This window comes from Chryseobacterium sp. Leaf201 (assembly GCF_001421435.1).
GTDB lineage: Bacteria > Bacteroidota > Bacteroidia > Flavobacteriales > Weeksellaceae > Chryseobacterium.
The window spans coordinates 14695-34396 of record NZ_LMKA01000080.1 but is presented as its reverse complement, the minus strand read 5'-3'; the positions used below and the strand labels follow the sequence as shown (position 1 = coordinate 34396).

Sequence of the window (19702 nt, the reverse complement as noted above, 5' to 3'; positions counted from 1 at the left end):
TTATAAATTAAAATTAAATTTTTGTTAACAGGTTAAATATTAATTATATATTTATCCCACAAGTATTTCTGCTCAATTTAGTGTAATTTTATGCAATCGATTACGCAATGTTTAACAGGTTTTGATAAAACCGCAAATAGGAAAAGTAAAAAGAAGTATGACAAATTCGGAATTTCGTTACGCCCATCATCCTGAAGATGTTAAAAAGTATACTACAGAAGATCTCAGAAGGGAGTTCCTGATCAATGATTTATTTAATGAAGATACGGTAAAACTGGTCTATTCCATGTATGACAGGCTTATTGTTGGCGGTATCATGCCTTCCTCAAAAGCGTTGAAGCTGGAACCTACCGATGATCTGAAAGCAGAACATTTCCTGGACAGGAGAGAGCTGGGCATCATTAATGTAGGCGGTGCCGGAAAAGTAACCGTAGACGGCGAAGTATATGAGCTTGGTAATAAAGAAGCTTTGTACATCGGTAAAGGGACAAAAGAAGTTGTTTTTGAAAAAACAGGTAATGAACAGCCTTATTTTTACATCAACTCTGCACCTGCGCACCATACCTATCCTACAAAGAAAGTCACCAAAAATGAAGCTGAAATTGTAGAGCTGGGTGAAGAAAAATACGCCAACCGACGCGTTATCAATAAACTGATCGTCAACAGCGTACTGGAAACCTGCCAGCTTCAGATGGGAATGACGGAACTTCAGCCGGGAAGCATCTGGAACACGATGCCGGCACACACCCACGCCAGAAGGATGGAAGCCTATTTCTATTTCGACCTGGAAGAAGGGCAGACGGTAAGCCACTTTATGGGCCAACCGGATGAGACACGCCATATTTTTATGACGAACAGGCAGGCGGTACTGTCTCCGGAATGGTCAATCCACTCAGGAGCCGGAACCTCAAACTATACCTTTATCTGGGGAATGGCCGGAGAAAATATGGACTATGGAGATATGGACGGTGTTAAAACCAATGAACTAAAGTAAAGTAACTTTCCCAATGAATTTATTTGATTTATCCGGCAAAACAGCCGTTGTAACAGGCGGTACCCACGGTTTGGGAATGGCCATGGCAGAAGGCCTTGCCGCAGCCGGTGCAGAACTGGCCATCACAAGTACAACCCCCTCAAAATTAGAGGCTGCACTTGAGTATTACAGAAGCAAAGGATACAGTGCAACAGGCTATCTTTTTGATGTTACAGACGAGTTGGAGGCCATCCAGAAAGTAGCGCTTATGGAAGCTACCCACGGAAAAATAGACATTCTTGTCAACAATGCAGGAATCATCAAGCGTATTCCGGCCATTGATATGGAAGTGGAAGACTTCAGAAAAGTAATTGATGTAGACCTTACCGGTCCCTTCATCATGTCCAAGCTGGTCGGCAAATACATGATCAAAAGAAGATCCGGAAAAATCATCAACATCTGCTCCATGATGAGCGAGCTGGGCCGGGATAATGTAGTGGCGTATGCTTCTGCAAAAGGAGGGCTTAAAATGCTGACCAAAAACCTGGCGACGGAATGGGCAAAACACAACATCCAGGTAAACGGAATCGGTCCCGGGTATTTTGCCACTTCCCAGACGGAACCCATCCGCGTAGACGGGCATCCGTTCAATGATTTCATTATCAGCAGGACACCGGAAGGAAGATGGGGGAACCCGGAAGACCTTGCCGGAACCGCCATTTTCTTAGCTTCCGATGCCAGTAGGTTCATTAACGGACAGATTATTTACGTTGACGGAGGAATCCTGGCCACCATCGGAAAACCGGCTAATGAATAACCACAGAACAAGAAAAGAATGAAACCTTTTATAACAGATCAATTTTTATTACAGAATAAATACGCTGAAGAACTCTACTTCAACTATGCAGAAAAGCAGCCGATTATTGATTACCATAATCACCTGATCCCTAAAGATATTGCAGAAGACACTGTTTTCGAAAATATCTCCAAGGTCTGGATTGCCGGCGACCATTACAAATGGAGAGCCATGCGTACGATGGGCGTGAACGAAAAGTTTATTACCGGAGATGCTTCAGACAAAGAAAAATTCCAGGCCTGGGCCGGAACGGTTCCCCACACCCTTAGGAACCCTTTATATCACTGGACCCATCTGGAACTGAAAAGATATTTCGGGATTGACGAATTGCTGAACGAAAGCAATGCTTCGGAAATCTATGAAAACATCACCGCACAGCTTCAGACTCCGGAAAAGTCAACCAGAGGATTGCTGAAAATGATGAATGTGGAATCTTTATGCACCACAGAAGATCCGGCGGATATTTTAAATTACCACCAGGATTTGGCGAAAAGTGATTTCGATATTAAAGTAAGCACGGCTTTCCGTCCGGATAAGGCAATTTTAATTGAAAACCACAACTTCGCAGATTATATTTCTAAATTAGGCGAATCGGCAGGAATTGAAATTAATTCTTACCAGACGTTATGTGATGCTCTATTGAAAAGAATTGAATATTTCCACGAAAACGGATGCAGGCTCTGCGACCACGGACTGAACAATATTTCTTTTGAAGAGGCTTCGGAAGCAGAGGTCAATACCATTTTTACGGATAAATTATCCGGAAAAGTTATCGCTGAAAAGCAGGTAAACCAGTTCAAAACGGCTATTTTATTATTCCTGGGCGAAACCTACCATACATTTGGCTGGGTGCAGCAGTTCCACCTGGGAGCCTTGAGGAACAACAACGAAAGAATGCACAGGATTTTAGGTCCTGATACCGGATGGGACTCAATCGGTGACTTCGTGCAGGCTGAAACGCTGTCTAAATTATTAAATGCTTTAGACGGAAAAGACAAACTGACCAAAACAATTCTATATAATTTAAACCCTGCCGACAATGAAATTTTCGCCACAATGATCGGGAATTTCAATGACGGCAGCATCAAGGGGAAAGTGCAGTTCGGTTCAGGATGGTGGTTCCTGGATCAGAAAGACGGTATGATCAGACAGATGAATGCCCTTTCCAACATGGGTCTTATCAGCTGTTTCGTAGGCATGCTTACGGATTCCAGAAGCTTTCTTTCTTACCCAAGGCATGAATACTTCAGAAGAGTGCTGTGCAACCTTTTCGGGGAAGAAATGAAAAACGGGGAACTGCCTGATGATATGGAACTGATCGGGAAAACCATTTCCGATATCTGTTACCACAATGCTAAAAATTATTTCGATTTTTAAATTTCGGATTAAACAAAAAATTAAACCATTAGGACGAATTGAGAGATAAGATGTGTTAAGGTAAAAATCGAAGATTTCACAGCAGATTGCTTAAAGCGAAGCTAAACTTAACTATTCTCAACGCCTTAGTACATCTTAATGGTTTAAATAAAAACAATACTTCAAATATCTGTAATTTTTAAACCTGAAATTATTTTTTAACTTAAAGAAAGTCAGTGATTTAAAAAAAATAGCGCACTTTGCGTTTCAATAAAAGCAGATCGTAAACAGAACATTTATTAAAACATGGGAAGCAAAATACTTACTTTCGGCGAAGTCATCATGAGGCTTTCACCACCGGGAAACCGGACCATGAGGCAAAGCCACGAAATGGAATTCTTTTTTGGCGGAACGGAGCTGAACGTTGCTTCTTCACTGGCAACCATGGGCTGCAGCGTAAAACACGTCAGCAGCGTTTCCGATGATTTTGTGGGAGAATCTGCATTGTCTTTCATCAAAAGCTTTGGAATTGATACCACTTTCATTAATAAAAATGAACATCCTCTGGGTTTATATTTCCTGGAAGTCGGTTCATCAGTCCGGGCCAGCAGAATTGCATACAACAGGCTGAACGGTTCTTTTGCGAACATCAAACCTGAACAGGTAGACTGGAAAAAAGCGCTGGAAGGCTGTGAATATTTTCACTGGACAGGCATCAGCCCCGGGATTTCGGAAGGTGCTTATGAAACTTTGAAAGAAGGTTTATTAACTGCCCGTGAAATGGGGATTGAAGTTACTGCCGATCCGGCTTACCGTTCCAACCTCTGGAAGTATGGAAAAAGCGGAAACGAGGTTTTAAAAGAGCTGGTTTCTTACTCAACGGTATTTATCGGCGGGGTAAATGAGATCAATGAAATTTTAGGGACTCAATTTTCATCAGATCAGCAGGGTTTCCTTGAAGCGTGTGAAGAATTAAAGCAGCAGGTTCCTTCCATTCATAAGATTTTCGACAAAATAAGAATCGGCGTTACGGCAAGTTCCCAGCAGACACAGGGAAGAGCTTTGGTAGACGGGAATTATTTTGAAACCGGACTTCTGGAAGTGAATCCTGTGGTCGACAGAATCGGGACAGGAGATGCTTTTGCAGCAGGTTTGATTTACGGACTGTTACATTTCGATGACGAAAAAGCATTGAAATTCGCCAATGCAGCCTGTGCGATAAAACATACCATCTTAGGCGACATCAATTACTGCAGCGCAGAAGATATTCTCGAAGTAATGGCCGGAAATTCCGGAGGACGCATTAAAAGATAACTGCTTTTGGCTTTTAGCCATCGGCTGATCACTCAAATTTAAAACACTGTGGATTTAGCTGAGTTAAATGCCTTGAACTTAAAAATATACATCAGGCTTAAAAGTAAATCTTCGTTAAAAACAAAAGATTAAGATAAAAGTCCTGAAGGTACAGCATACTAAAGGATGGATTTAATCCTATCAAAGATTATTTTCAGACAAAATAATTAAACAAAATGACAAAAATTCAATTGGTTACCAATGCCATCATTAATCAGGGGGTTTTGCCTCTTTATTACAATGCTGATGAAACGGTAACTTCAGATATACTGAGAGCACTTTATAAAGCCGGAATCCGTGCAGTGGAATACACAAGCCGCGGCGAAGCTGCGCTGGGGAATTTTACAAAAATGGTAGAAATCCGTAACGCGGAAATGCCGGACATGCTGCTGGGAATCGGAACCGTTAAGAATGTAAAGCAGGCTGAAGAATATTACAGAGCAGGTGCAGATTTCTTTATCAGTCCAGGTTTTGCGGCGGAAGTGGCAGCGTTTTTAATTCCGAAAGATTTATTGTACAGTCCGGGTTGTATGACCCCGACAGAAATCATTGAAGCTGAAAATGCAGGTGTAACGTTCATTAAACTGTTTCCCGGGAATGTTTTGGGAACCGGATTTATGAGTGCCGTAAAAGATGTTTTCCCGAATCTGAAATTTATGCCGACCGGTGGGGTGGATACGACAGAAGAAAGCATTGAAAGCTGGTTCAGCGCCGGTGTTTCTGCCGTAGGAATGGGAAGCAAGCTGGTAAGCAAAGACCTGATGGCTACAAAAGATTACGCTGCCATCGAAAATGAAACAAAGAAAGTACTGGACATCATTCAGGCTTTAAAATAATAACTAAATTCTTAAATTAACTATGAGTTCAGTTAAATCGCTTAAACCGACTCAATACAGGTGGACTATCTGTTTACTTTTATTTCTCGCTACCACCATCAATTATCTGGACCGCCAGGTTCTGTCACTGACGTGGAAAGACTTCATTGCACCTGAATTTCACTGGAATAACAATGATTACGGAAACATCACCGCATTGTTTTCTATATTTTATGCCGTGGGAATGCTTTTCGCAGGAAAGTTTGTGGACTGGATGGATACCAAAAAGGGGTTCCTATGGGCCATCGGTGTCTGGTCTGTGGGTGCTGTTTTACATGCATTCTGCGGAGTGGCAACGTCAGGAGTCCTTACCGGAAACTGGATGGCCGGTTTTCATGGCTCGAAAGAATTAATTGCCACTGTTTCCAATACATCTGCTATCATCAGCACGAGTGTTACCCTATTTATTTTTGCCCGTTTCGTACTGGCGATCGGTGAAGCAGGGAATTTCCCTGCAGCCATTAAAACTACGGCAGAATATTTTCCTAAAAAAGACCGTGCATTTTCTACCAGTATCTGGAACGCCGGAGCAACGGTGGGAGCTCTGGCAGCACCGATTACCATTCCGTTTATTGCCAAATCAATGGGCTGGGAGTGGGCATTTATCATTATCGGGGCACTGGGGTTTGTATGGATGGGCCTTTGGGTCTTTGTGTACAAAAAGCCTCATTTGCATAAAAGAGTTAACGAGCATGAACTGACGTATATCAATCAGGATCAGGATGATCTTCCCAATGAAGATACTTCCGTTCCGGAAAAGGTATTTACGTTCAGAGAATGTTTCAGCTACAGACAGACGTGGGCTTTTGCCTTCGGAAAGTTTATGACCGACGGCGTTTGGTGGTTCTTTTTATTCTGGACGCCGGCTTATCTGAGTTCGGTGTATGGGATGGATTCCACACAAAGTGCATTGCCGTTATTCGTATTGTATATGATTACGCTGTTCTCCATTATCGGAGGCTGGCTTCCTAAATATTTTGTGGAAAAGAAAGGGATGAACGCCTATTCCGGAAGGATGAAAGCGATGCTGATCTTTGCCTTTTTCCCTTTATTGGCACTACTGGCCCAGCCGCTGGGAACCGTTACTTACTGGATCCCGGTACTGATTATCGGGGTGGCAGGCGCAGCGCATCAGGCATGGTCTGCCAATATTTTCTCGACCGTCGGCGATATGTTCCCGAAAAAAGCTATCGCAACGATTACGGGAATCGGCGGAATGGCAGGCGGAATCGGATCATTTTTAATCAACAAATCTTCAGGGTTATTATTCGATCATGCGCACAAAGCATGGTCAACCGTTGACGGGGTTCCGTTGCTGGAAAAATACCCTCAATACGTTAATGACCGTTTGCCGGAAGGTTTTTTTGAGCAGCTGGAAAAATCCGGAGCCGTAGTTTCAGACGGAATTGATAAAGGATACATGATTATTTTCTCAATCTGCGCAGTTGCTTACCTGATTGCATGGGTGGTGATGAAATCTCTGGTACCGAAATATAAAATAATCAGTAAATAAAATTAAACCATTAAGGTAAATTAAGAAGTTAAGAATGATTAAGAATTTGCAGGCAAATTGAAGTGCAAGCTTAAGAAATTTATTTCTCTTAATTAACCTTAACTTCTTAATAAATCTTAATGGTTCAAATAAAACTTTGAGTGCTTTGTTAGGTAGAACGCCTTTGCGAACTTAAAAATATACATTAAGCATTTAAAGAAATCTTTGCGCCCTTTGCGTTTAAAAGCTCTAAGATTTAACAGAATTAAAAACACAATTTAATTCAAATCAGAAAAAATGGAAAATCAGACAAAACAACAGTTAAACCGCGAGAATAGCGGACTCAATACAAAATTACCCATCAAAATCGTACAGTTCGGCGGAGGAAACTTCATGCGCGGATTTACAGATTATATAATTGATAAACTCAACAAAGAAGCAGGTTTCAATGCCGGAATTGTAAATGTTCAGCCAACTCCGAACGGCTCGGTTCATAAACTGGAAGAACAGGATAACTTATATACCCTTTTTACCAGAGGGATCAGAAAAGGGGAAACCATCGATGAAAAGCAGGTTATTTCTGCAATTCAGAAGTCAATCAACCCTTATACAAATTACGGTGAATTCCTAGCCCTGGCGAAAGAAGAAGCCTTGGAATTCGTATTTTCAAACACTACGGAAACAGGAATTGCTTACGATGAAACGGAAACTTCTTACGAAGGTCCGCATAAAAATTTCCCTGCGAAAGTTACGGTTTTACTGCACGAAAGATTTAAGCATTTCAATGGAGCCGCAGATAAAGGATTAAGGATTATTCCCTGTGAACTGATTGAAAACAATGCTTTTGCGTTAAAGGAGATCATCATTAAATATGCACAACTCTGGAACCTGGAGGAAGGTTTTACGGAATGGGTTAATCAGAATAATTATTTTCATAATACATTGGTCGACAGAATTGTTCCCGGGTATCCGAAAGATGACGCGGAATCGTATGAAGACCGGTTGGATTATGAAGATAAAATGATGGTTGTTTCTGAGACGTTCTTACTTTTTGTAATTCAGGAAGCCGGAAATTTAAAAGCAAGAATTCCTTTCGACAAAATCAATGAGCAGATTCTGGTGGTGGATGATATTCAGCCGTACCGTCTGAGAAAAGTAAGAATCCTGAATGGCGGCCATACTTTGATGCTGGCGCCTGCAGTGTTGGCAGGAAAAGAAACGGTAAAAGAATCTGTTGACGACCCGTTTATCGGTACATTTTTAAGGGATTCTATTTTTAATGAAGTCAATCAGACATTAGGTTTGGATGAAACCGAACTGAAAGATTTTGCAGAAGAGGTTTTCGACCGTTTCAGGAATCCTTTTATCAAGCATTATCAGGCAAGCATTGCATTATATTTTGTTTCTAAATTTAAAGTAAGGGTGCTTCCAAGCCTGTTAAAATATGCTGAAAGGAATCATAAGCTTCCATTGAATTTAACATTTTCTCTGGCAAGTTTAATCAGGTTTTATCAGGGAAGTTTCGGTGAGAAATCTTTACCTTTAAATGACGAAGAAACGATTGTCAACAGATTCAGAGAAATCTGGGCGAATGAAGATTATAATGCAGTTTCAGAACAGGCATTAAGCGAAAAAAGTTTCTGGGATACAGACCTTACCCAGGTGGAAGGCCTGAAAGCTGCAGTAGCAAAAGCACTGTATGAAATCGACCACAATGACATGGAAACGGCCTACAAAAATTTTATCCAATTTTATTCTTAAGAAATGATGCAGAAGAAAGTACTGAAAGTAAATCCCAAAGACAACGTTATTGTAGCGCTGCTGGATTTGCCTGCCGGAGAATCGGTGCATTTAGACGGTACAGATTATACGGTTCTTAAAGATATTAAAGCAAAACATAAATTCGCTGCCGTAGATTTTGAGGATGGCGACCACATCATGATGTATGGCGTCATCGTTGGGAAAGCCAACCAGTCCATCAAAAGAGGCGAGGTCATTACCACCGAAAACGTAAAGCACCAAAGCGCAAAAGTAGTCGGTAAAACCGGTACGCTGGGCTGGACTCCTCCCAATGTAGACCGTTGGAAAGACCGTACTTTTATGGGCTATCACCGTGAAGACGGACAGGTGGGAACCGAAAACATCTGGCTTTTCTTTCCCCTGGTATTCTGTGAAAACAAGAATATTGAAACGCTGAAGGATATTTTTGAAAAAGAATTGCTGCACGATAAAGCCAGCAAGCATCAATTGTTGCTGAGATCTTTATTAAACGGCGGGACAACACCTGATGTTGCGGTGGAAGAGGAAGAACCGGATACAAGGGTGTTTAAAAATATTGATGTAAGATTCATCACACACCAGGGCGGCTGTGGCGGAATCCGTCAGGATGCCGAAGCGTTGGGAAGGCTGTTTGCAGGATACGTCAACAATCCGAATGTTGCCGGTGCTACGGTGCTCAGCTTAGGCTGCCAGAATCTGCAGGTGCAGGTTTTTATGGATGCCCTTCATACACTGGCTCCAAACAATAAAAAACCGATTGTCGTATACGAACAGCAGAAATCCGGTACCATTGATGAAATGCTGACCGGTGTGATTAAAGATTCATATGAAGGCATTAAAAAAGCCAACGAAACAGAACGAAAGCCTGCGCCGATCACCAGGCTGAACATTGGTTTGGAATGTGGCGGTTCAGACGGTTTCTCAGGAATTTCTGCCAACCCTGTTTTGGGTGAGGTTTCCGATATCATAGCAGCCGTAGGCGGAACCACCATGCTTGCCGAATTCCCTGAACTGTGTGGCGTGGAGCAGGAGCTGGTGAACCGATGCATCAACGATGAAGACGGCGTAAAGTTCCTGAAACTGATGAAAGATTTTGAAGAATCGGTAGTGGCGGCAGGGTCAGGCTTCGATATGAATCCGTCTCCCGGAAATATCAAGGACGGTTTAATTACCGATGCCATGAAATCTGCAGGTGCCTCAAAAAAAGGAGGATCCGCACCCATTGTGGAAGTCCTTGATTTTACGGAATATGCTACCAAACCAGGCCTTAACCTTCTGTGCACGCCCGGAAACGATGCCGAATGTACAACTGCATTGGTAGGTTCCGGTGCGACAGTAGTACTTTTCACCACAGGACTCGGGACGCCGATGGGAAATCCAATTTCACCGGTCGTAAAAATTTCTTCAAATACTGTGTTAGCCGAAAAAATGTCGGATATCATTGATTTCAATGCCGGTACGGTGATCAGCGGGGAAAAAACAATTCCTGAAGCCGCAGATGAATTGCTGGAGTTCATCATTCAGGTCGCCAGTGGCGAGGTAAAAACCAAGGCCGACCAGCTTAACCAGAATGATTTCATTCCATGGAGACGAGGGGTCTCTTTGTAATGGGTTAATTATATTAAATATTAGGATTGAAAATGCTTCTTGCTTCGGTAAGGAGCGTTTTCTTTTTGTAGATAGCGTGGATTTGCAATCCGTGTTTATTTCTTACTTACAATAAATAGCTATAACATTTTGATAGCGTTACATTACGTATAAAGTCACGGATTGCAAATCTGCGACATCGGATTTCATAAGATACGAGTGAGACGCTCGCATCAGCAGAAACAAAACATATTCCCTCCACGTCACCACCCCCAAACTTGACGTTCCAAACCCCAACCAATACATCCCGAATACATTCAAGATACGTTATTTAAAGATTAGATTAATTTCCAAACAAAATATAAGCAGATTTTAAACTGTTAGTTATCATTAGAACAGCTTCAACCTTTAAAAATTTGTGAGTAGTAAATTGGCTTTATTCAATAATCTGTTAGAGGAAATTTTTTATTAATCGTCTAGTATTTTTTTCAATTAATTCATATGAAATGATTGAAAAAGCTAATAAAACCAATACGAAAACAGAAAAGAATTGCATATTATTAGTTGGTATATTATAATATATAAATGTTTTTTTCATTATCACATTAACAGGATATTGGAGTATATATAATGAATAGCTTACTTCTCCTAAATAGCGTAATATTTTATTATCAAATATTTTTGTTATATAACCCGTGTTTGCAGATATCAAAATTATTAGCGGAGCAAATGTTATAGCCAGCAAACCATTATGCAGTTGTAATGATGTGAATTTAAAAATTGCAATTGTTAGTAATACAAATAGTATTATTAGAATGTCATAGTTTTTAATTTTCATTTTTGTTAAAAAAAACAATGCAGATAAATTTCCAATTAGAAATTCGTTTAAATGTATAATTGGAAAATAAAATATAAAATCATGACTTTTTGAAGGATATCCTTCATAAAAATTCATAATAAAAAAGTGTGTAAATAGCTGACTTATAATCCAAATTGTAATTATAGCTATTGAAACCGTTTTAAAAGTATACTTTTTAAGAAAGTAAAAAATAAGAGGAAATAAGCTGTAAAAAAATATTTCAACAGAAATAGACCATCCAGGCATATTTAATGTTAAAGGAAATCCAGGAATCCATGATTGTATTCCTAAAATATGATAAAGAATCAGTGTCTTACTATTATTATTAGAAATTACTAAAAATAATAATAGTGCAAAAATGTACATAGGATATATTCGGGCAAATCTATTTTTATAATAATCAAATACCTTAATACTTTTATTATTATAGGCTATAACCATAATAAAACCAGATAAAATAAAAAAATAGCTTACACCAATATTAGCATGAGAAATGATAAAGTTTATATAATTATTTTCATAAAAAAAAGTACTGTGTCCAAAATGAAATATCACAATTGATATTGCCGCTAAAAATCGGGTAAAAGTGATTTGATTTATTATCATAAAATTTATGCTATCATTTGGCAGTACGCAATGTGTCAACCCAAACTATCATTTGGCAAAAATAATTAAATAAAAGGTAATGGCAAGTTTAATTTATATTAAAACAAAAACAGTTTTCGGTTTCAGCGAAACCAGCCACCCTGTCAAAAATTCCCCTCCCCTGGAGGGATAGAGTTTTCCGAAAGGAAAAAGACGGGGTGGTTTAGAAACTTTACAATTACAAATGCAAATACAACAAACACAAACAACACGCATATTTTCATTAATCAATACAAAGATTTATCAATATTCTAAAAAAGATTGTAGATTCGCAGCAATTAAAATGTAATCGTCAAAACCTTATGAACCTGAGTTTCAAAAACAGTATAACAAAAAGGATATTAATTTCGTTGGTTGTAGCAGCAGCCCTGGTTCTGGCGTTTGTATTGTATCAGAAAAAAATACGGTATAACCTGGTAACGATTTCCGAAAATAAGGTGTATAACTCAGGGGTGGTTTCTCCGGAAAAATTAGCGGATGTCGTTAGTGAGTACAGGATAAAAACAATTGTTGATCTGCGTGACGGCCTGGTACAGACTGCCTTAAATCCTGAGACCAAAAAGCAGGTAAATGCAGAGGAATATGCAGCCGATCAGATTGCCGGTGTGCATTATGTTAATCTGCCTACTGATCAGATCCCCGAAGACAGTACGGTTCAGAAATTTTTAAAGATCATGGATAATCCCGGAAATTATCCTGTTCTTATTCATTGTCACCATGGCGTAGGGCGGTCACGACTGTTCAGTTCTATTTACAGAATTGAATACGAAAATTTCACCAATGAAAATGCAAGAGCAAAGGCACGACTGTTTTGGGAATTCGGAAGCAATTTTTCAAAAAGCTCCGAAAAAGGAATTTACCTTACGAATTACAAGAAAAGAAGATTGGCGAATTAAGCAACAATCACATTCCTCAAATTTTAATGTCTTGGATTACAAACAAGTGATGTTTTTTTGAGATAAAAATCAGTTCTACACTAAGCTTCTTCCTCCGTCAGAATGACAAAGGTTCTGTGTAATTTACTTTAAAGTGAACTATGAAATGAAAGCGTTAAGAAAATAAGCAATACTCTTTTGACTGGCTACTTCGAATATCTGATTCAGACAAAAAAAAGTAAAAACTACCTCCTCTTCGAAGATTTCCTCACGCAAAGCTGCGGCGCCAGAACCACCTTTTTCTCAGTAGAAATTCCTGATCCATTTTCTTTTACACCTTCTATAAAAACCTGTCCGGCCATTTTCCCCATGGTTACAGGAGTCTGGTCTACGGAACTCATGGCAAGCTCCATAAATTGAGTAAACGGCTCGTTGGAAAAACCGATGACGGCAACTTCTTCCGGAATTTTAATGTTGCGTTTTTTTAATTCCTGGCAGGCACCCAATGCGGCAAAATCACTTGAAGAAAAAATAGCATCGGGAATAGACTTTCTGTTCCAGAGTGTTTTTATGGCTTCAATGCCGGCGTCAATAGAACTTCCCGTTGAGATGATATTTTCTTCCTTTACCGGTAACTGGTGGTTAATCAGGGCCTGTTTATAACCATTCAGACGGTTCTGGTAGATTTCAAGATTCAGGTCGCCGGAAAAATGACAGATGTTTTTATATCCCTCACTAATCAGGTGTTCAGTAGCAAGGTAGCCGCCGCGGTAATCATCAATGGTTATCGTGCTGATTCCTCCGATATCCCTTTTACGGTCGAAAAATATAATCGGCGTGTTTGAGGTGTCCAGAATACTCTGGATATGTTCCGTATCAACCGTTGTTTTGGAAACCGACATGAAAATCCCGTCCACCTGCGCATTAAGCAGCGTGTTTAAGTGTCTTTTCTCAATATTCACATCTTCGTGGCTCTGGCAGATGATCACATGATAGCCGTGCGGAGAAAGCTCTTCCTCAATTCCACGGATCACAGAGGAAAAGAAATTGGTATTGATATAAGGCACAATGATTCCCACGTTTTTTGTTTCCCCGCTTTTCAGAGCCTTCGCAAGATTATTCTGCTTATAGTTCATTTCCTTGGCAGTTTTCTTCACCAGGTCTTTCGTAGCATAGCTTATCCTCGGATGGTCGTTCAATGCTCGGGAAACAGTTGCCACACTTACGTTTAGCTTCTTCGAGATGTCATATATGGTGGCACTTTTTTTATTCATACACGTTTTTTGCAGAGGTCTCCCTGTATGCCGGAACGGCGTACATTAGTGACGTAAATTTAATCAAAATTATATCTCGAAAAAGGAATTATTGTGTATTTTAAGGAAGATTATGAATGATGCTGAATACCATGTATTTAAAGCTTAATTTTCTTTCATTTAAGGTGATGTTACAGGTCCTGTAAGGATTTTTTAAACCCTGAAAATAAGGGTTGTTGCATTTTTAAATATTCAGATTCTGTCTCCCGGCTGAGCTGATATCAATATTAAAGATAATAAACGGTATTTGAAGTTTCAGCAGCAGGGTTTGCCGTCATGATGGAGGCCATTAATTTCGCAGCCGCAAAAATACCCATTTCATAGCCGTTATTAATCTGGTATTCGTAGGTTTCATCCAGGTATTTCGGAAGCGTGCCTTCACTTATGGCAACCACTTTTTTGTTGGTGCTGTTGAGGTTTCTTTTGATTAGCGAACTGTGGAGCCCCATCAACGTTTCATCGCTCATGGCGAAAAAGCCGTCAAACAAATGCGTGTCCAGCAATACATCCAGCTGCTCCTTGACAATGTCTGCGGATTTACAGAAGATGGTATGAACGTGAATGTCCGGAAACTCCTTCATCTTTTCTAAAAAAGCTTCTTTCCGGTTCTGGGTAATTTCCAGGCTTTCATTCCCGAAGATGGCCAGGATATTCCTGCAGCCGTGACTGATTAATTTTTCAGCAGACAGCTCAGCATTTTTTTTATTGTCGAAGACTACCGATTCAAAGATATTCTGTGGGACTGATTTATCGAAAATAACGGCCGGGACTTCCATATCCTTCAGCTTTTTCAAATGTCCGCAATCCTTTGTTTCCTTCGTCAGGGAAATTAAGATTCCGTCTACCCTGGAATTAATACAGGTTTCCAGGTGTTCCTTTTCCGTTTCATAAGAATCATCGGACGATAAAATGAAAAAACGGTAGCCTTCTTTGTTAAGAACGGAAGAAATCCCTTTAATGACCGACGGCAGGAAGAACATTGATATTTCGGGAACAATCAGTCCAATGACTTTCGATGATTTTTTCCTGAAATTAATCGCAAAATCATTGGGAACATAATTAAATGTCTCAGCCGCTTCTCTCACCTTGATTTTTACCGAACTGCTGATGTCAGGATGATCTTTCAGTGCTCTCGAAACCGTAGAAGTACTTATATTGAGCATTTCAGCGAGGTCTTTTATGGTCGTTCTTTTCATTTTACGTTGCAGGATCAAATATCCGGAGAAATTAAGAATAATAATTGATTCAAATTTTGTTAATATATGTTAAATAAAATCAGTTTTTCTGTTAAATAAAAGTTAATATTACAGAAAGTTATTAACCGCAAACGGTTGCGCAAACGGTTGATATTCCGCTGCCGTTAACGTTCCGTTTAAAATCATCATTTGATACCCTAAAAAAAATACTTTTGAGACATAGCAAAAAACTAAACAAAATTATGGAATCAAAAGTAATAAAGAAATTACTGATTTTCGGGACAATGAATATGGCGGCATTCATGTTTTCCCAGACTGCGGTAACCGATACCTTATCTACCAGAAGCAGGACCATTGATGAAGTGGTGATTACGGGAAGCTCCAATCCTAAAGCTTCAATAAAAACCAGTACTTCAATTTCATCTTTAAAGCCGGCGGATATCATCAATGCGGCACCCAGAACCACGGCTGAAATTTTCAGGACGATCCCGGGGATCCGTGCCGAATCTTCAGGCGGCGAGGGAAACTCCAATATTACGGTGAGGGGAGTCCCGGTTTCTGCGGGCGGTTCCCGGTATTTACTGATCCAGGAAGACGGTCTTCCGGTGATGCAGTTCGGGGATATTGCCTTTGGCACGCAGGATCAGTTTACCCGGTTTGATTCTTTTGTTTCCCGCGTTGAAGCACTGAGAGGAGGTTCGGCATCTGTTTTTGCCTCCAATTCACCCGCCGGGATCATCAACTTTATTACGAAAACAGGCGAAAAACAGGGTGGCAGCATTACCCAGCAGGCAGGCCTCAATTATAAAAACTTCAGGACGGATATAGACTACGGGACACCTTTGGGTAAAGACTTTTTCATCGGCGTTGGCGGTTTCTACAGAGGTGGTGACGGCCCCAGGAAAACAGGGTATAGTTCCAATAACGGCGGGCAGTTCCGTTTGTCATTATTGAAGAAATTTGAAAAAGGAAGCCTCAGGATATATGGTAAATACCTGGACGACCGCACGGCTGCTTATATGCCGATGCCTGTAGCGGTTGCAGGATCAGATTCTCATCCGGATTACAGTTCGCTCAGCAATTTCGATATCTTAACAGGTGCTTTGCAGTCTGCCAACTTTAAAAACGACCTTACGATCGGCGGAAACGGACAGATCCTCAAAAGCGATATCCGCGACGGTATGCATTCGGTTTCAAAAACAGTAGGCATGGAATTTAATTATGACCTGGGTTCCGGCTGGAAAGTCGATGCCAAGGCAAGATATGCGGCAAACGACGGCCAGTTTCTCGCGCCATTCCCGGCTTCCGTGGGCAGTAAATCTGAAATTCTGGAATCTGTCGCAGGCTATGGAAGCGCTGTTTATGCAGGAACCAATATTGCTGTGGACAGCAATGCCAAGTATATGAAAACCGTGTTGTTCAATACCAAACTCAATAACCTCAACAACTTTTTCAGTGATGTAAATATCAGTAAGAAATGGGATAAAGTGAAACTGAATACCGGGGTGTACAACAGTTCGCAGAATATCAACCTGTCCTGGAACTGGAATACCTATCTGATGGAAGTTTCCGATAACAATGCCCGCCTGGTGGATATTGTCAGCAATACGGGAACTAGAATTACCGATAACGGGCTCCTTCATTACGGCGTTCCGGACTTTGGAGGCGTAAACAGGAATTACAATACCAAATATTCGGTGATTGCTCCCCACGCTCAGGTGGAAATCAACCCAATTCAGAACCTGACGCTGGATTTAGGCGCAAGATATGATTTCGGGAATGTATCCGGAACCTTTGCAGGAACAAAAAATACAATGCGTACCATTGATGTGAACCAGAACGGAACTTTTGAAACCTCGGAACTTGCTGTGGCTGTGGTGGACGGAACAGTTCCTGTTGATTACAGATACGGTATTTTCGGCTACTCATTCGGTGCTAATTATGCGTTGAATTCCCGTAATGCAGTCTTTGCAAGGGTAAGCCAGGGTGGAAGTGCTTCTGCCGACAGGATTCTTTTTGCAGGTTACAACTACACGAATAATGATGACCCCGCTCTGGATGCCGTAAAAGTAAACAAGCTGAACCAGATCGAGGTCGGATACAAATTAAGAGGATCCAGTTATTTCCTGAATACCACTTTGTTCCAGGCAAGAACCATCGAAGCAAATTACGAAGCCACCACACAGCTGAGAACAGAGAATAAATATGAATCGTTTGGGGTTGAGTTCGACGGATTCTATAAAATCAGTAAAAACTTTGACATCAAGGCGGGTTTAACGTATACACATGCTGAAATTAAAAATGCCATCGACAAAACCATCATCGGAAATATGCCGAGAAGGACTCCGAAAGTAATGTACTCCTTCAATCCGAATGTAAATATTGAAAAACTGAGTTTCGGTTTATTTGCCGTAGGATCTACAAAAGCATTTACCCAGGACAGCAATAAACTGATTATGCCGGGCTACATCATCGTAAATCCATATGTTTCATACAGGCTTCTAAGCAATTTAACACTTAATATAAATGCCAATAACGTATTCAATGCCCTGGCCATTACAGAAGCGGAAGAAGGTTCTTTGCAGGGAACCAACGGAATCATCAGGGCAAGGACACTTCCGGGAAGAACAATCGGTGCCAGCGTAAAATTTGATTTTTAACTGCACACAAGTAGTGGATACATCAGAATAATCTAAACAAGTTTACGTAATCAAATTGAAAATTTATGTTTACAGAAGAAGCCTTACAGGTGATAGAACAGGCCATATCGGAACAGGGAATCCTGGCATCGTCCGAGAAAAAAGACAACTATGCCAGAGTCTGGTCAAGGGATTCTATGATGACAGGGATTATGGGGATTCTGATTAAAAACCCGATAATTGTTGAAGGCCTGGAAAAGTCAATAAAAACCCTTTCCGTCCATCAGGCAGAGAATGGGCAGATTCCGTCCAATGTCTACGGCAATAAAGCAAGCTACGGAACACTGGTCGGAAGAACGGATGCCACCATCTGGTGGATCATCGGGGCCTGTGAATATATAAAACATACTCAGGACCAGGAATTAAAGCAAAACTTAAAAGAGAAAATTGACAAAGCGTTTTCCTGTTTAAAAACATGGGAATTTAACCAGAGAGGCCTTTTATACAGCCCATTGGGTGGAAACTGGGCAGATGAATATGTAACTTCCGGCTATGTCCTGTATGATAACGTACTTCGTTACTGGGCTTTAAAAAATGCTGCCGGAGTATATCAGGATGATGAATGGAATGCCCAGGCAGAACAAACGAAACATTTAATTGAAATTAATTTTCAGAAAAATAATTCGGCTGACGTCAAATACCATCAGACAGCCTATAAAAAAGCAAACGGGAAACCGTATTTATGGGCATCGCTGAATGCCAACGGTTATGATGAACGTTTTGATCTTGCAGGAAATGCGCTGGCCGTTTTTTTAGGTTTTGATCTGAACATGAAAGATTTCACACCGTTTTTGGAAACGCTGAACGGTGAGTTTGGCCACTGGATGCTCCCGGTTTTTTACCCGGTTATTTTTCCGGAGGATTCCGACTGGAATCTGCTGGAAAACAATTACAGCTATGAATTCAAAAACCAGCCCTATCATTTCCATAACGGAGGTTCGTGGCCCATCTATCTTGGCTGGCTCTGCCTGGGACTGAAGAGAAGGGGATATCATGAAATACCGGAAAAAATCCTCAACCAATATGAGCAGCTGCTTAAAGAGAAAGGCTCCGGTTTCAGGGAATATTATTCTACGGATCAGTTGATTCCTTCAGGAACAGATCAGTTGTGCTTTTCGGCTTCCGGTTATCTTTTGATGAAGGCATAACTGTAAAAACGGATAAATTTCAAACAAAAACTATTTATTAAAAAAACGGGTTAACGATGATTGGAGATGTAATCAATTTAGAAAAAAGGCATTTGGAGACGGCCGGAAATATTTATAAAATCATAAAGGAAAATTATAAAGCCGGTGAAAAATGGGCGGTTGGAATTTGCGGGGAAAGCGGCAGCGGAAAATCGGTGACGGCCTTTGCACTGCAGAAAGTTTTTGAAGAACACGGAATCAGAAGCCTGGTATTGCAAATGGATGATTATTTCAGACTTCCTCCGAAAAGCAACCACGAAAACCGGCAGAAAAGCCTTGAACATGTCGGAATGCATGAAGTTCATTTAGAGATCATTCAGCAGAATATACAACAGTTTAAAGAAGGGAAAATCTCTGTTGAAAAACCGCTGGTTCATTATAAAGAAAATAAAGTTTCTCAGGAAATCCTTGAATTGCATGATATTCAGATGCTGATTATTGAAGGGACATATGTTTTGGATCTTGATGACTTTGATTTCAGTATCTTCATAGACCGGACATATAAGGATACGTTTGAAAACCGGATGAAAAGAAACCGGGACGAACAAAGCGGTTTTGTGGAAAAAGTGCTGGATATTGAGCATCATATCATTCGTCGGTTTAAAGAAAAAGCAGACTTAATCCTTGAAAAAAATTACCAGATTGTAAAGCCGTAAG

15 protein-coding genes are annotated in these 19702 nt (G+C 40.6%); 12 read left to right on the top strand and 3 right to left on the bottom strand.

The window, feature by feature from the left end:
- Positions 1–157: 157 nt before the first annotated feature.
- The 8 genes from kduI (at position 158) to ASE55_RS12170 (ending at position 10292) form a co-directional block, all read left to right on the top strand.
- Positions 158–994 carry a 5-dehydro-4-deoxy-D-glucuronate isomerase gene (gene kduI, locus ASE55_RS12205; protein WP_056219897.1) on the top strand — a complete coding sequence of 279 codons (837 nt, stop codon included), beginning with the start codon at positions 158–160 and terminating at the stop codon, positions 992–994.
- 13 nt (positions 995–1007) lie between these two features.
- Positions 1008–1790: a gluconate 5-dehydrogenase gene (locus ASE55_RS12200; RefSeq protein WP_056219894.1), complete on the top strand. Its 783-nt coding sequence runs from the start codon at positions 1008–1010 to the stop codon at positions 1788–1790.
- Positions 1791–1808: 18 nt separating this feature from the next.
- Positions 1809–3206, top strand: coding sequence for a glucuronate isomerase (gene uxaC, locus ASE55_RS12195; RefSeq protein ID WP_056219890.1), 1398 nt, complete (start codon positions 1809–1811; stop codon positions 3204–3206).
- A 285-nt stretch (positions 3207–3491) separates the two neighbouring features.
- Positions 3492–4499, top strand: coding sequence for a sugar kinase (locus tag ASE55_RS12190; RefSeq protein WP_056219887.1), 1008 nt, complete (start codon positions 3492–3494; stop codon positions 4497–4499).
- A 215-nt stretch (positions 4500–4714) separates the two neighbouring features.
- Positions 4715–5374 carry a ketohydroxyglutarate aldolase gene (locus ASE55_RS12185; protein WP_056219885.1) on the top strand — a complete coding sequence of 220 codons (660 nt, stop codon included), beginning with the start codon at positions 4715–4717 and terminating at the stop codon, positions 5372–5374.
- Between the two features lie 22 nt (positions 5375–5396).
- Positions 5397–6926, top strand: coding sequence for an MFS transporter (locus ASE55_RS12180; RefSeq protein WP_056219882.1), 1530 nt, complete (start codon positions 5397–5399; stop codon positions 6924–6926).
- A 276-nt stretch (positions 6927–7202) separates the two neighbouring features.
- Positions 7203–8666 (top strand): tagaturonate reductase, encoded by a 1464-nt coding sequence (locus ASE55_RS12175; RefSeq protein WP_056219879.1) that lies wholly within the window; start codon positions 7203–7205, stop codon positions 8664–8666.
- A 6-nt stretch (positions 8667–8672) separates the two neighbouring features.
- Entirely contained in the window at positions 8673–10292 is a 1620-nt protein-coding gene (locus ASE55_RS12170; RefSeq protein ID WP_056219905.1) for a UxaA family hydrolase, read from the top strand.
- Positions 10293–10722: 430 nt separating this feature from the next.
- Here the strand turns inward: ASE55_RS12170 and ASE55_RS19915 are convergent, their stop codons facing one another.
- The gene (locus ASE55_RS19915) at positions 10723–11736 is read right to left on the bottom strand and encodes an acyltransferase family protein (protein WP_082474521.1); all 1014 of its coding nucleotides are present in this window, start codon (positions 11734–11736) and stop codon (positions 10723–10725) included.
- A gap of 341 nt (positions 11737–12077) precedes the next feature.
- Here ASE55_RS19915 and ASE55_RS12160 point away from each other — a divergent pair, with 341 nt between their 5' ends.
- Positions 12078–12671 (top strand): dual specificity protein phosphatase family protein, encoded by a 594-nt coding sequence (locus ASE55_RS12160; protein WP_056219877.1) that lies wholly within the window; start codon positions 12078–12080, stop codon positions 12669–12671.
- Positions 12672–12895: 224 nt separating this feature from the next.
- Here the strand turns inward: ASE55_RS12160 and ASE55_RS12155 are convergent, their stop codons facing one another.
- Positions 12896–13924 (bottom strand): LacI family DNA-binding transcriptional regulator, encoded by a 1029-nt coding sequence (locus tag ASE55_RS12155; RefSeq protein ID WP_056219874.1) that lies wholly within the window; start codon positions 13922–13924, stop codon positions 12896–12898.
- A gap of 266 nt (positions 13925–14190) precedes the next feature.
- Positions 14191–15159, bottom strand: a complete 969-nt coding sequence (locus ASE55_RS12150; protein WP_056219873.1) for a LacI family DNA-binding transcriptional regulator — start codon at positions 15157–15159, stop codon at positions 14191–14193.
- Positions 15160–15401: 242 nt separating this feature from the next.
- Here ASE55_RS12150 and ASE55_RS12145 point away from each other — a divergent pair, with 242 nt between their 5' ends.
- The 3 genes from ASE55_RS12145 to ASE55_RS12135 all read left to right on the top strand — a co-directional run bounded on the left by ASE55_RS12145 (position 15402) and on the right by ASE55_RS12135 (position 19701).
- Complete coding sequence (locus ASE55_RS12145; protein WP_056219870.1) at positions 15402–17819, top strand: TonB-dependent receptor domain-containing protein; 2418 nt, start codon at positions 15402–15404, stop codon at positions 17817–17819.
- A gap of 65 nt (positions 17820–17884) precedes the next feature.
- Positions 17885–19006, top strand: coding sequence for an amylo-alpha-1,6-glucosidase (locus ASE55_RS12140; RefSeq protein ID WP_056219867.1), 1122 nt, complete (start codon positions 17885–17887; stop codon positions 19004–19006).
- A 56-nt stretch (positions 19007–19062) separates the two neighbouring features.
- On the top strand, positions 19063–19701 hold the full coding sequence (locus ASE55_RS12135) for a uridine kinase (RefSeq protein WP_056219865.1): 639 nt from the start codon (positions 19063–19065) through the stop codon (positions 19699–19701).
- The last annotated feature ends 1 nt before the right edge of the window (position 19702 follow it).